This window comes from Hyphomicrobium facile (assembly GCF_900116175.1).
Lineage (GTDB): Bacteria > Pseudomonadota > Alphaproteobacteria > Rhizobiales > Hyphomicrobiaceae > Hyphomicrobium_B > Hyphomicrobium_B facile.
Genome location: NZ_FPCH01000002.1, coordinates 889,421 through 904,379, shown reverse-complemented (window position 1 = coordinate 904,379; position 14,959 = coordinate 889,421). Strand labels below are relative to the sequence as shown.

At 56.4% G+C, this 14,959-nt stretch carries 8 protein-coding genes; 5 read left to right on the top strand and 3 right to left on the bottom strand.

The window, feature by feature from the left end:
* The first annotated feature begins 42 nt into the window (after positions 1 to 42).
* The 3 genes from BM399_RS11135 to BM399_RS11125 all read left to right on the top strand — a co-directional run bounded on the left by BM399_RS11135 (position 43) and on the right by BM399_RS11125 (position 3,524).
* Complete coding sequence (locus tag BM399_RS11135) at positions 43 to 708, top strand: response regulator (protein WP_092868183.1); 666 nt, start codon at positions 43 to 45, stop codon at positions 706 to 708.
* Entirely contained in the window at positions 705 to 2,123 is a 1,419-nt protein-coding gene (locus tag BM399_RS11130; protein ID WP_092867766.1) for an ATP-binding protein, read from the top strand. The genes BM399_RS11135 and BM399_RS11130 overlap by 4 nt, the downstream gene beginning before the upstream one ends.
* A gap of 348 nt (positions 2,124 to 2,471) precedes the next feature.
* Positions 2,472 to 3,524: a DUF2776 family protein gene (locus tag BM399_RS11125; RefSeq protein ID WP_092867765.1), complete on the top strand. Its 1,053-nt coding sequence runs from the start codon at positions 2,472 to 2,474 to the stop codon at positions 3,522 to 3,524.
* A gap of 20 nt (positions 3,525 to 3,544) precedes the next feature.
* Here BM399_RS11125 and BM399_RS11120 read toward each other — a convergent pair whose 3' ends face one another.
* On the bottom strand, positions 3,545 to 4,654 hold the full coding sequence (locus BM399_RS11120) for a glycosyltransferase (RefSeq protein WP_177228133.1): 1,110 nt from the start codon (positions 4,652 to 4,654) through the stop codon (positions 3,545 to 3,547).
* Positions 4,655 to 5,074: 420 nt separating this feature from the next.
* Here BM399_RS11120 and BM399_RS11115 point away from each other — a divergent pair, with 420 nt between their 5' ends.
* Entirely contained in the window at positions 5,075 to 10,438 is a 5,364-nt protein-coding gene (locus BM399_RS11115; protein WP_092867763.1) for an FkbM family methyltransferase, read from the top strand.
* Positions 10,439 to 10,507: 69 nt separating this feature from the next.
* On the opposite strand, the gene BM399_RS11110 is transcribed toward BM399_RS11115, so the two are convergent.
* Both BM399_RS11110 and BM399_RS11105 read right to left on the bottom strand, forming a co-directional pair.
* A complete protein-coding gene (locus tag BM399_RS11110) occupies positions 10,508 to 11,500 on the bottom strand; it encodes a glycosyltransferase family 2 protein (protein ID WP_092867762.1) in 993 nt (330 codons plus the stop codon).
* Positions 11,501 to 11,554: 54 nt separating this feature from the next.
* A complete protein-coding gene (locus BM399_RS11105) occupies positions 11,555 to 13,129 on the bottom strand; it encodes an alginate lyase family protein (RefSeq protein WP_177228131.1) in 1,575 nt (524 codons plus the stop codon).
* Between the two features lie 540 nt (positions 13,130 to 13,669).
* On the opposite strand from BM399_RS11105, the gene chrA reads away from it, so the two are divergent.
* Entirely contained in the window at positions 13,670 to 14,890 is a 1,221-nt protein-coding gene (gene chrA / locus BM399_RS11100; protein WP_092868182.1) for a chromate efflux transporter, read from the top strand.
* Positions 14,891 to 14,959 lie beyond the last annotated feature (69 nt).

Genomic DNA, 14,959 nt, shown 5'->3' with positions numbered 1-14,959 from the left:
GCACCTGAGCGCTTTGCGCTGAAGCAGAGGATGGGAAGATCGATGCGGATCCTCGTTGTTGAGGATGATGCCATTCTGCTCGATGGTTTGCAGGTGGGATTGAATCTCAGCGGCTTCACCGTGGAGATCGCGGCGAACTACGCTGACGCTGAGACGGCGATGCGCGCTGGCGAGTTCGATGCGATCGTGCTCGATCAGATGTTGCCGGACGGCTCCGGTTTGGAACTGTTGGGATCATTGCGCCAACGCGGGAATACCGTTCCCGTGCTGTTGCTGACGGCGCGAGATACTGTCGTCGACCGGATCACGGGTCTCGATGCCGGCGCCGATGATTATCTCGGAAAGCCGTTCGACCTGGACGAAGTGGCCGCCCGCTTGCGAGCGCTGATCCGGCGCGCCGCGGGGCGCGCGACGGAAGCCATTGCCTGGCGGGATATTGTGATCGAGCCCGCGTCGATGACTGTCAGAAAATCCGGAGATCAGGTGCGGCTTTCCCGGCGCGAGTTTTCCATTCTGAAAGTCTTGATGGATCGACCCGGACAAATCCTGTCGAAACGCCAGCTAGAGGAAAAGCTGTACGGCTGGCAGGAGGATGTCGAAAGCAACACGGTCGAAGTCCACATTCATCACCTGCGCGCCAAGCTCGGCAATCACGTGATCGAGACCGTGCGTGGAATCGGCTATCGGCTGTATGAGGACGCATCATGAGGTCCATCCGCGCGCGCTTGTTCCTCATTCTGATGCTGACGACTGGCGGCGCGTGGACGGGTGCAGCCTGTTGGATCTATTTCAGCACGAGCGCCGAGGTGGAGCGGGCGCTTGATGCCCGCCTGATCGAAGCGGCGCGAATGGTGAGTTCGTTGATCACCAATCAGGAGAAGCATTCCGATCGTCCTGGGCAAAGCCTGCTCAACCCAGCCGCAAACCGCACGCTGTATGAGCGGCAGCTGTCTTGTCAGATTTGGGCCCTCGACGGCTCGCTCGTCGGGCGATCGGATGATGCACCTGAGGCGCCGCTGACTGGAGATGCGTCGGGATTTTCGGAAAACAGCGTCGGTGGCGAACGCTGGCGTGTCTATGCCGTCGAGAACCAGGCGGCAGGAATTAGGGTGCTTGTTGGCGACAACGTGCGGGTGAGGGAGCGGCTCGTCGCTGGCGTAATAAAAGGGCTGTTGATTCCACTCTTGCTGATCGCCCCCATCATGGCCACCCTCATTTGGCTGAGCGTTGGCCGGGGACTTGACCCTTTGAACCGGATGGCTCGCGCACTTCAGACTCGCAGTGCGTCTGATCTCAGTCCGCTCGACGAGAATGGAGCGCCGTCCGAAATCCTGCCGGTCAACAAATCGCTCAACGGCCTGTTTGATCGCGTCACCGCGGCGCGCGAGCGCGAGCGAAACTTTACGGCATTCGCCGCCCACGAGTTGCGAACGCCGATCGCGGGCTTGAAAGTGCAAGCACAAATAGCGCTTTCGAGCGAAGATGCGGCCGTGCGCAATAATGCGCTTCGGCAGGTTGCTTTCGGTGTCGATCGCACATCCCGCCTGCTTCGCCAGCTGATGGATATAACGGCGGCGGAATCGAGTGAAGTCTATCCGCCGGAGGATGGCATTGAGCTTCGCAAGAGTTTGGAATTCGTCGATGAGCAACTACGCTACCAGCTATCGCAATCGGCGCAGGTGCATTTCGATCGCAGCCTCGACGGCATTCGGCTGAACATTGATCCCATCGTGTTTGCGATGGCTGCTCGTAACCTCTTCGAGAACGCGATCCTGCATTCACCGCCTTCCGGCATCGTGCGGTGTTCGGCCGAGCGAGAGGGTAACGTCGCGGTAATCCGCATCGATGACGAGGGGCCCGGGATACCCGTCGACGAGCTTCCCAATGTGAGGGATAGCTTTTTTCGAGGGCGAAATCGGACTGCCATCGGAAGCGGGCTCGGCCTCACGATCGTCGATCTTGCGCTTTCTCGCGCGAAGGGAAGTTTCGCACTTTTAAACCGCTCGGAGGGCGGCTTGCGCGCGGAGCTTCGCATCAAGATTTCCGAACCACGCGTCGACGCGACGGACGCTGATAAGGTAAGTCAATGCGCGCGCTTAAGGCCTGCAGCGATCGATGCCTAATATGATCGCCATCGCGTTCACGCCTATCGTGCCGTTGGTGGCGAGTGCCGCCGCGAGACCGATGAAGCCCGATCCCGTAGCCCCAGCTGCGCACTTGAAGTCAGTATAGGTCAATTATTCGCAAAACGCTGAGCTTATTGGCAGTCTTCAGCCACTGAGTGCGGCCGCATACCCACGTGCTCAGACATGCTCGTGTCTTATCCGCGAGGTCGGGGTGATCTCGTCATCGTAGACATATTCGAAAATCGAGTTGGCGGGGGCTAAGCAGCGCAGGAACTGCGGCTTGCGGATGATGTTGTAATACGACGCCTACAGATCACTTCCGCCACGATACCCCGAGAGGTCATCATGAACCTCGAGATTAGCGTGCTGTTCCGCGCCATCCCGCTGATAATGGGCGCGATTTGTCTCGCATTTGGCCTTTACATTTTGTCCGGCGCGACAGACTCCAATCATTTCATTGCAGGTCACGTCAATATTGCGCTGACGGCGATCTGCTACGCGCTGTTCACCACGGCGGCGACGATCATCCGCCAGCTGATACATCGCTACAGCGAGTTCTGGCGCCTGGCCCTGCCGGCATCCGGATATATCGCTTCGCTCGTCGCCGTCGCCTATGGCATTGCCCTAACCGCTTCGATCGGTTCAGGAGAACATATCGTCGCCGGACACATCGCTATCGGAGTTGGATTGGTCGCGATCTGCGTAAGCACCGTCGCCACGGCGTCCACAGTTTTCACGCTTATTCCGGTCAGTGCTGGGCGAAAGCCGGAAGATGGGCCCCCCGAAGGCGCGCACACCAAACACGTAGCCTTGCAGCTGATCGCCATTCCTGTGATCTGCGCGATCGTCGGATTCGTGTTGACGTATTGGCTTTTGATGCGAGGCGATCAGCCCGGCTATGTAGCCGGCCATGTGATGTTTGGCCTGTCTGCGATCTGCCTCAGTCTGACCGCCCTGGTCGCAACCATCGTCCGCCAGATCCGCAACGAGTTCACGGAGGGCGAGCGCATGATGTGGAGCTGGATCGTGGTCGTCATGGGCTCGGTCAACATCCTGCTCGGCATCTATGTGCTGATCAGCAACGATCACGACTATCGCCTCGCTCCGGGCATCGTGCTGATCGGACTGGGCCTCATCTGCTACAGCATTCTGTCGAAGGCGCTTCTTCTGGCGCTCGTCTGGCGCCGAAGCTTTCCGCTGGCCAATCGCATTCCCCTGCTGCCGATTCTGACCGCATTGACCTGTCTGTTCGCCGCAGCATTCCTGTTCGAAGCGACGGATGCCAATGCCGGCTACTTCGTGCCCTCGCGCGTAATGGTCGGACTCGGCGCGGTGTGCTTCACGCTGTTCTCGATCGTCTCGATCCTGGAGGCGGGCACATCATCAAGCTCGGGGTGACCGTGACCTGCTGTCAGGGTTCAGGCCGAAACATCCAAGAAGGCATCGCAGAAAAAGTACGCCGTCACGGCGGATAAAATTTTGAGGCCCTCATGCCGAAACCATCGGCTATCGGCTATTCGGATTTGCCACAACGCCCATGTGGCATAGCCGGCCAATAAGAGATGATTACGCTCGAAGGCGAGGCGCCCCACCCTGCGGACAAGTCCGTAGCGCTGCTTTCGACCTTCGCCAAGATATCGCCGCCGCGCGAGATCAAGCACCTTGAGAATTGCATCCCGGGAAACCAGTTCCGGGCGCTTGTGGCTTATTTGTTCGATTGCCTCATACGTAATCCCTAAATCGCGGAGCATTGGGTCTGCGCTACCCCGCAAAATCTCATCATTATAGCGCGGAGGCTCGGTCCATCCTATTGTCGGGTCCAATCGGCCAGCCCGTCTCTCTTTTGCGGCGTAAAGGGCCAAGTCTCGTGAAAACGACTGGCGAATATTTCCCGAATTGGATACCTGATCGCCATGTCGCCGATATTTGAAAAACACCTCCGGTAGATTCGCTATTTGAAACTGCTCACTCAATCGCAGAAAGAGATCATAATCCTCGGCGTGTTGGAAGACGTTCCGGTATCTGCCAATAGACAATAAAGCGTCACGCCTTGCTAGGACGGTCGGATGGCAAACGACGCAGCTTTTGCAAAGCTGTTCTCGAATGTCTTTTGGGTCAGTGGGGTAATGAGTTCTGCTGCCGGTTGAATGTCCGTCCTCGTCGATATAGTCCACTTGGCAGCCCACGGCCGCGACGCCCGGATTTGTTTCAAGAAACCGCACTTGATTTTCGAGGCGCCCAACTAAAGAAACATCATCGGCATCCATGCGAGCTACAAACTGAGCGTCAGACGTTTCGAGCCCGCGATTGAGTGCGGCTATCAGCCCTGAAGTCTGTTGCCGTATGACGTGGATTTTTGGCGAAAGAGCGAGTCCGGAGAGAATGGCAGGGGTGTCGTCTGTTGAGCCATCATCAATAACGATAATGCGCGAGATCATTTTTATTTCGGCGAGAAGACTTTCAATAGCGCTCTGCAAATACCTCGCGCCGTTGCGCACAGGGAGAACCACATCGACGTTGGGAGCCATATATAACCGCCGCGAAAAGTTGCGAGTCGACGTAGTGAGACAGCGAAAATGCCTCGCATTCGGAGCGTCGATCGCTTCAGAGCGCGGCATCCGGTGGTTTTCCAAAGATGCTATTGGGCCCGCCCGAGCTAAGACTTCAACCGAAATCTGCGCCAATTATCCGCCGGCTATTGTGTGCCAGACAATCGACTGCTGTCCTGCCATTCATCGACGTGAGCAGCTTCAGGGCAATATGGACGTATTCGGATGGTCTTTATCCGGACGATATTGAAGATTGACAAATTGATGGCCGCTGCTTTTTAGTACACAATCCAAAATGAAGGGGTTGAACTTCCTCATCGTTGGGCACCTGCGGCACAATCCCCCAGGCTGCGGGCACTGCTATAATTTTGCGGACCAAAGCTCGAAGGGGCAGAGCTTATGAATGATTGTCGATCCAACCCTGTTGCGCGGGCTTCGTTGGCGCATCATCGGTTCTTGTCGGCCAACAAAGATTTTGACGTATTCCATGACAACGCTGACGACCATATTTTTCTGACAATCAGTAAAACTGGCGAATTTTACGAAATAGAGCTGTTAAGAGCGCTTTCAAAGCTCTTGAGGGAAGACGATCTCGTACTTGATGTTGGCGCCAACATCGGAAACCATGCACTGTTCTTCGCGGGAGTTGTGGGGTGCCGGGTTAAATGCTTCGAGCCGAACCCGGAGGCGGTGAAACTACTTCGGCACAACATTCTCGCTAATGGGCTTGGCGGGCGAATCGATGTGTTGCCAGTCGCCGTTGGCCCTGAGGATCGTCATTTTTCGGCGGATACCTCGTCGACACGGAACAACCTCGGAGCCTTTCGGATTCGACCCGCTCAGGAAGGCGCTATTCGGGCCGTTCCTTTGGACAAGGTCGATGTTGGCGGCCCCGTCAAACTCGTGAAAATTGATGTCGAAGGCATGGAGCTCGATGTCCTGTTGGGGGCACGCGAGATTATTCGACGAGACCGTCCCGTGGTCTGCGTGGAGTGCGATGACGTCGAAAGCTTCCGCATAATTTTCGACTACTTAGCCGAGTTCAAATACATCGTCACAGGATCGCATAACTATACGGCCACGCACATTTTTGTGCCCGTAGAGATTGCAAGTTATACAGAGATCGCAGCCCTGTGTTGCAACCTTGCTACTCGATATATTTCTACCGGTCACGAAATTCATCGATCTCAACGCCAGCTTCGCGATATCGCCGCAGCGCAAGCTTCGGCCGCGGCGGCGCATGAGCAGCTGCTGGGCAGGATAGAGCGATTGGAAAGCCGACTCGCGCTACCGGTAGCGACCGAAGCTCCGGAAATCGATCGGCTGCGCGACGAGGTCAGCGCTCTCGCTGAGCTACTTCCCGCGGCGGCGAAGTACGATGATCTTGCGCGGGAAACTGAAACCCTCCGTTTTCAAGTTGCCGACCTCGCTCAGGCGAATGGCATTTTTTCGAGTGAGTTTGCCGCCCAACACTCATTTTGGAACCGCGAAATGCAGCGGTTTTCGCAGCGGCTCGATGATCAGATCGCCAGTCAAACGGCGGCGGCGACGACCCAAAAGGAACTGGTCAACCAGGTTGAAGCATCGATTGCGAGTGAGACAGCTGCTTGGAACCGCGAAATGCAGCGGTTTTCGCAGCGGCTCGATGATCAGATCGCCAGTCAAACGGTGGCGGCGACGGCCCAAAAAGAACTGGTCGACCTGGTCGAAGCATCGATTGCGACTGAGACAGCTGCACTGCGTGATCGTTATGAGGGACTACGCGCCGCGGTGACCGGTCTGGATAACACTGCTCGTCACCACTTCGCGGAACAACGAGCGTGGACAAAAGCCATTGAGGCACATGCGGCTTCGATCAAGAAATTGGAGATGCAGCTCCAGGGCCTTTCCGCTCTTGCTTCCAAGCCTGACGAAGTCCGGCCGGAACGGCGGTTGAAGCGACTTCGGCGAAAGCTGATCCGCGAAGCGGTGCGCCCTTTCAAACGGGATCATCGAAAGCGTCTCTATACGAAAATAAGCCGCGAAATTATGCGCCCGCTTTCGCTGGAGCACTGGCAGCGGCGGCGTTTCAAGCTGGGCCAAAAATTGCCCCCTCTCTTAAGCAAAATGAACAGCGGAGGACCCCGATCCGAAGTTCGATCGGGCCGTCTGCTGAAGCGGCTTAGAAGCTTGAGTGCCGTCCAATGGTCGGTATTGCGATCGCCTGCGTCGGCCCTCGCGATGGTTCCTCCGACTGCCGCGCCGGTACCTTCGACGCACATTCCGCCGGTCATCGACGGAAGAAGGAAGGACGGGTGGATCACATCGATGCCCGGCAAAAATGCCGGCAACGTTATCGGCCAGTTCGAAGTAGAACGAGGAGGGCTCGTTCGAGTTGCGATAGAAATCGAGGTTCTGGCTTCGCAACCCCTGATCTTGACTTTGCTCGACGGGGACGCCCGCGTTCTTGGTCCGGTAGAAGTACTCCGCGAGGGCAAGAATGAAATCCTTGCCTTCGCTCCGCTCAGGACGCGCGCAATATCCGCGCGGTTGGCGGTTCAGGATACGCGCAACACTGCGACGTGGCGGGTTAACTCGATCACTCTCGAACATCTCGACTCGGATGCCGTCTTTTTAGAGCAGAAGGCAGCGGGACTACCTGTCACATTCGCTTCGCTCGCCAGCCTCCCTAGCCGGCGCGATATGCTGGCGGACTGTGTAGCGAGCCTGCTGCATCAATCCGACAAAATCCGCGTTTTCTTGAACGGATATGATACCGTTCCTGACTTTCTCAAGCACGAACGCATCGAAGTTCGCCGTTCCCAAGACTGGGATGATCGTGGCGATGCGGGGAAATTCTTCTGGCTTGATGCCGTCGAAAATGATGGATATCGGCTTGTCGTCGACGATGACCTGATCTATCCGCCGGACTTCGCGCGCGTCCTTACAACCCGCGTTGCCAAGCAAAATAATCGGGTGCTCGTTGGCCTGCACGGCGTTCTAATCCGGCAGCCAATGAGGTCCTATCATGAGCAAACTTCGCGGGCTCGAACCTTCCATTTCGCTCATGCGCTCGCCGAAGAGCGGACCGTACATATCTTAGGTACGGGCGTGCTGTGCTTTCACAGCTCCGCCGTCAAGATGAGATCGGCGGATTTCCTTTATTGCAACTCAGCTGATATCTGGCTGGCGCTTTACGCCCAGCGGCATCGCATTCCAATGATAACGCCGGCAAGGCCGCAGCATTGGGTCCGTGAGAATACTTGCGACGTGCAGACGGAAACAATTTATGCCCACTCTCTCAAAAAATCCGGGTCGCGGTTTGACAGTTCTTTGGTGCAAAACGCGACGATAAGAAGAGCCCAGCCGCTCACAGTGCAGCGAGGTTTGCTCCCGAAGCTCTGCATGATTGCGGTTGTGCAGAACGCCGACGAGCTCAACGAATTTGCAAAGAAGTGGCAGCAAACGCTTTCTCTTCGCTACGACTGGGTGCTCGTGGTTCAGCCGGCAAGCAATTGCGAGGAACTAGCCAGTGCCGCGCAGGCTCTCGCGGTAGAACACGAAATCCATGTGCTGCCTGCCTCTGAAAAGTTTGCTTCGGCGTTGGAAGCGGCGGCAGCTTTCGTGCGTTCGATATCGCCGGATTACGTCTTCGTGGCGCAAAATGATCTATGCTTCGCAGGCGCCGGATGGGACAGCGATATCATCGCCTCTCTATCCCGGTATCCTGGGGGGGCAGGCTTTCTTGCCGTTGGCGCGGATACTGGCGGAGGGCCGGGAAATCAGAAGATCGCCTGCATCGGCTACAACGCTGAGTGTACAGCGACACTCGCTGGTCTCCGTAGCTTCGCGAAACAGGGCAGCAGACTTTTTGCGGAGGGCATTTCGTCCAACGGCGAGTCGACTTCGGGCCTTCCGAAGCTGGCAGGCATGAACGCTCAATGGGTTCATTGTAACGACGCTTCCACGCTGGCCGTTGACACGAAGCCAGAGGTCAAAACGGTCGAGCATAAGACGTTGAACGATCTCTTCGACCGCATCGTCTATATCAATCTCGACCGGCGTAGCGACAGGCGCGCGTCTATCGAAGCGGAGCTGGCATTTCATGGCATTCGTGCCGAACGCTTCGCAGCAATCGATGGCAACGATCCAGCCGTCCGCGCCGAGTATGAAGCCTATGTCAAGCAGCCGCTACGTACGGTCTCGGAAGAAGTGCGGACGTTGCGGTACGAGCAGGATTTCTATCTGCACTATCAGAGCCAAGCCTCGAGAGTGGCTAGACTCGAACAAAAGCATGGCGCGAAAGCAATACGGTCGGCCGGTGCATGGGCGTATCTACGAGGCTGGGAACAGATTCTCGAACGGGCCATACAAGATGGCATCGAAACGCTTTTGGTTTTCGACGACGACGTTCTCCTTCATCGCGGTACCAAAGATATATTCGGCCGCTTGATCGAAGAATTGCCCAGCGACTGGCTCGTGCTGCAGCTTGGCACTCTTCAATACAACTGGAATGAGCCATGGGTAGCGTGGCGCTCACCAACACTTTACTCTTCTTGCGGAGCCGTTGGTTCACATGCGGTCGGCCTCCGATTTGAGGCAATGGTCTACCTCCTTGACCGCTTGAAGATGATGGAGATGCCGTTCGATATTGGCGCGCTCAGTGCCATCACGCGCGATTTCTCAACCCGGTGCTTCGTTACCTTTCCGAACTTGGCGATCCAGTCGCTGACGGATACGGACATTGGAACGTCCGCATTTCAGAAAGATCGGTCGATCGATGAAATAGCCAAAGTGCACCGTTGGAATATGAAGGATTACGCTCCGGAGTATGTGGTCCGTGTGCGACGCGAGATGTCCGATGCGCAACTCGTCAAGATCCGGAACTCGGAGAGTGCCCGGGATTCTAGCGTCCCTTCGCTTGTTTGCGTTCTGAAGAATGAAATTCTGACGATTCGAGCCTTTGTGCAGCACTACCGGGCTGCGGGCATCCAACACTTCATATTCATTGATAACGGATCTGAAGATGGGACGTTCGAATTCCTTCGGGAACAGCACGATGTGGAGCTCTATCAAGCCCCAGGGCCATTCGACTGGCGACGGAAGCAGGGTTGGATCAATCGTGTTATCGAGGATGCCGGGCCAGAAGGGGCTTGGATTCTATATGCCGATGCCGATGAACTCATGATCTTTGACGGCATTGGCCCTAAGAATTTCGGAGATCTTGCGCGGCAAATGGATTTGCAAGGCATCAGGCGGTGCCGTGGCATGCTCATCGATATGTATCCCGCCGGGCCAGTTTTGGAGAATACGTCTTCGGTAGAGGGGGAATTGTGGACGCACTCTCCCTATTTCGATGCGGGAACCTATAAAGAAGCAAAATATCCGGAGATAATCTCGCAGAAAGGTGGACCGCGGAAGCGCGCATTCGGGCACATCGATGTGAACTTCAATCCCGAGCTTACCAAATATCCGTTGTTCAAGATGTCGGCGAGTGAGCTTTTTGCCAATCCGCATTACCTTTGGCCTTATGAGCAAAACTTCGTCTCGGATTGCTATATTGGAATTCTGCACTTCAAATTTCTTCCGGGTGTCACTGATCGCATAAAGACGGCTGTCAGGGAGAAGAGCTACTGGAACGACAGTATAGAATATCACTGCTATCTGTCGGCTTTCGAGAAAGACCCAAAACTAACGCTTCATAGCGAAGTCAGCCGGGAGTTTTCCGGAAGCCAAAGCCTCGTCGAAGCGGGCCTCATCAAGCCGATCGTCTGGAGCGATTGAGAGATGACTTTCTCACAATTGCCTTCCTGAAACTCATCAGTTCTTGAGCTCCAATCCGATCTGGGCGACTCAGCGGTCGCCCCTGATCCTCTGCGATATTGAGCGCCAGAAATTGACCTCGCCGCCTTGTTGGCCATGCGTTGGCTTGTTGAGAGCTTCGTTGACTGCCGAGGTTAAATCCGATGTCCCAGTGGCGCGAAGCAGAAGTTCCTGCAGGTAACCGTTGAGGTGAGCGGCTTGCGTGACAATTTTCAGAACCGGGTCGATGTGTTTGCTCTCGTCCAGTTTTGCCGACTGCAACTGCTCAATCGCTTGAGTGGCCTGCGCCAAAATATTGCGTTCCAACTCGGTGACGACAGGTGGAACGAATTTCTTCTGAGCGTCCCGCCATCGGGCCTTTGCGGTCCCGTATTTGCGAAATTGCTCCCACAGCGAGTCAATATCGGTCCGGTGTTTGTGATGGATTATCGCATCCGGCACAAACTCGATGCCATAGGAGGTGCTGTCTAGCATCTTCCAGGAAAGTACTGCATCCCCTCCAGACTTCAGCTGGGGGTCGAAGTATCCAATCTCATCCAGAACCTTGCGCCGGTACACTGCATTGGCCGTCTGGGCGAATGGCTTGAAATGCCAACCGGACAACGGGCCCTTCTGGCGCAAGAGGCCGATGCGGGCGGAAAAACGCTCGATGAGCGAACCGGGTTCATAGGGAAGTATTTCGCCTGCGAAGCAGCCTGCGGAATCCTTGTGCACTTGCTCGTGAAACGCAGTAAGCCATTTTGGATCGACGATGCAATCAGCATCCGTGAAGGCAATGAAGGTGCCCTTTGAGGCCCTGATGCCTGTGTTGCGGGCAGCGTATGAACTTTGATAGTCGACTTCCCTTAGGCATCGAAATCCCGACTCTCGAGCGATAGCTGCACTACCGTCGGTTGAATTGTTGTCGACGAGGATCACCTCGTACTGCGAACTTGGATATTCCAGTTTCTTGAGGCTTTGCAGGCAGAGGTCTAGCGTTTCCTCTGCATTATAGAATGGAACTACAATCGAAAATTCGATCATGCGGTCGGCTGCCTTTGGGTGGTTTCTGCGAAATCTCTTAAGCGAAATCTCAGGCTACGCCAAATCGCGGCTCGCCCGGATGACCGTCCGTGTCTCGAAGGGGAGTGCAAAACTCCCCCTGAGCGAAAGGCAGGGCGCGGGAACGAGCTTGTTCACTCCAGGAGAGAACCATCCACCCATCGGCGAGCGGGAACCTTCCAATACGGTGACATCGTTCCAGTCACTCGAATACTCAATGCGGAATTTCGTGTGTCCGCGTAGAAGCGAGATGAAGCCATCGCCCCGATACCACGCGCAAGGTGCGCATTGGAAGCGCGCTTCAATGGAGTGCAGACCGGTCCCTTCGATGCGATCGACGATCGTCCACGCCGCATTTTTCATGTCGCAAAGTATTGTGCGCTGATGCTCGACATCTGCCGTCTTCTTTCCGTAGCCGTCGCTATACCGGCCAACCAGCCGAATAAGGTCGCTCTCGCGGTCGACCACCGGCATTCCGCCCGCGCGGCGTCGCCAACGATCCGGATGCCGCTTTGCATTCTGCCCTTGGTCATCGACAAGAATGGTCGAATGCGCAGCGCTCGAACATAGGAAGGAATACATGCTGCCGGCGCTGTAATCGTAGAGATATCGTCCCGGATCGATCAAGCAGGGTTCGCCGAATGCCGTCAGCCAGAAGGACAACGCGTCCTCATGTTGATGAGCCGTGCCCAGGGGGCCCGCATCGAATGCGAGGACGTGCCCAGCCTTCAAATCCCGCACGATCGCGATACCGGCGTAGGGATACGTTTTCACGGATGTCGTATTTGGCTGAGTGTCGTTTTCGGAATCGATCTGAGACAAGAAGTTGCGAATGCGCGGGCCGTAATCGAAGTCGCTGTCGCCCAACGAGACAATGCCTCCATCAGGGAGGATCAGGGCGTTCAAAAAATCAGCCATGGATGCGATCGTCGCGCTCAGATCGTCTTGTTCGGGCCTTCCCGACTGCTTCGCCATGACGCTGATCGACCAAATAATCTCAAGCGCTACCCAATGATAGTGAGGGGAAAGCTCTTGCTGAACTCCGTCCGGGAGAATTTGCAGTTCGATGGCTTTGCGCAAATCATGCCAAGCGATCTGAATGAGTTTTTCGCGATGAGGAAAGCTATCTATGGAAAACAGCAGATACAAAGCGGAACGGAGGCCGATCAGCGCCCAATTGCTTTCGAAACCGCGCTTGCGGATAAGTCTCAAAAGGACGATGAGCTGACGAAAAACGCTGCTCTTTATCTGTATCCAGTTTTCGGCATCGAGTTCGGATGTTCCTGATTGCGAGCGAGCCGCAAGGAACCGAAACCAGTTCTCGATGCGGATCGCAATATTGAGCAGATTCTGCCACGCATAAGGTGTGTACCGGTAACGAGGCTGATCGTTCTTGCGGATCCAATCGAGGATGAGGCCTTCCATCGCCCGCGCTTGGCTTGGGTTCTGGTCGTCGAGAACTAGAAAGCCGAAGCGATTGAGGTCGTGCCCCCAGTGTGGCGATCCGGGATTGCGATCCCAATCGATACCGTCTCCTAGCTCGATGCTCTCGCCATAGAAGCTGAAACGATTTCGGAGGACATCGGTGCCTACAAAATGTTCCGCTGGCACAAGTTCTGATGGCGCCGCAACGGAAAATAGCGTCCGACTATCTTCCAGAAAACGCCGAATTCGAGGTGATCGTCCTGAAGCCAATTTAGCGGTGCGAGATTCCGAAGCTCTTGGCCGATTAGCGCCCATTGCTCATTCCGTTGGCGTAGCGTCCGTGCTCTAAATCGAAAAAGCCCTGCGCACTATAAGCGCGAGGCATGAAGCTTCGCGGAAGCTGCGGGCGGCGATCTCAGTCAGGCGGCGGCATCGATCGGGTTCAATCTACTCCCCTGACAATGAGGGTGGACGGTACGCCCGGCAGCGCAACATATCAACGCAGCGAGATCGGCTATCCCAAGAATATTGGGGAACGACATCGCGCGGCGATCGGGGTATGCGAACACATTCAGCTTGACGTTCGCTATCTCCAGGTGGAACGGCACTGTGGGCTTGATGACTTGGCCATATTATACGGCCCAGCCGCAGCCGCCGTGAACTTGCGACCGACCCTCAATGTCGATATGCGATAGCGTTATCCGATGGCCGAAGGGTTGGGGGAAGATGTCTGCAGTGAGCGATGTCGAAAAAGCCAACGCAACCGGTTCGCCCTTTGAGGTTTTCCGCGTCTTCCTGAAGCTTGGCCTGACGTCGTTTGGCGGACCCATTGCCCATCTGGGATATTTCCATAATGAACTGGTCGTGCGTCGGCGCTGGATCGACGAGGAAACCTACGTCCAGCTTGTTGCCCTATGCCAGTTTCTGCCGGGACCGGCGTCGAGCCAGGTAGGCTTTTCGCTCGGGCTGTTGCGCGGCAACGGTCTCTTGGGAGGATTGGCTGCATGGGCCGCCTTCACGTTGCCCTCGGCTCTCATCCTCCTAGCCTTTGCACTTGGCGCTAATGCCTTCACGGGGCCTATGGCGGAAGGCTTTATTCACGGATTGAAACTCGTGGCGGTCGCGGTGGTTGCGCAGGCAGTATGGGGCATGGCCCAGAGCCTGACGCCTGATCGCCGCCGTGCCGCCATCGCACTGTGCGCGCTTTTCCTTGTCGTTCTTCTCAACAATTCCTTCGCGCAGATCGCCGCGATCGCGCTTGGCGCAGTCGGTGGTCTTTGGCTTTGCAGGGACGACAGCAAGACGGTTCAAGGTGCGCTGCGTTTTCCAGTATCGCGCCGCAGTGGCGCGATCGGGCTTGCGCTCTTTGCCGGCTTTCTCGTCGTGCCACCGGTCATCGCAGCAGCAACGGGCGACCCTGCGGTCGGCTTCTTTGACGCGTTCTTCCGCTCCGGCGCTTTGGTGTTCGGCGGCGGCCACGTGGTCCTGCCGTTACTGCAGAACGCTGTCGTCGCACCGGGGTTGGTGCACAATCAGGATTTTCTCGCCGGGTATGGCCTGGCTCAGGCGGTGCCTGGACCGCTTTTCACCTTTGCGGCGTACCTCGGCGCGGTAGCTGTCCAATGGCCTAATGGAATTGCCGGAGCCGTCCTGGCGCTCGTCGCCATTTTCCTTCCGGGCCTGCTGCTGGTCTACGGAACGCTCCCCTATTGGGACGACCTTCGCTCCAAGCCCGGCGCGCAGGCCGCCATGAAAGGCGCCAATGCTGCCGTCGTCGGCATTCTTGCCGCCGCGCTCTACAATCCGGTGTGGACCAGTGCAGTGCTTTCGCCGCGCGATTTCGCGATAGCCGCAGCGGGATTCTTGTTGCTGACGGTTTGGAAGCTGCCTAGCTGGAGCGTCGTCGGCCTGCTTGCTCTGGCTGGTCTCATTGCGTCAGTCCTTTAAGAAGGAGGGGATCGAGCGAATTGAAGAGCTACGCAAGCTCTCGAATTCGAACTTCGATCACCGCCTTTT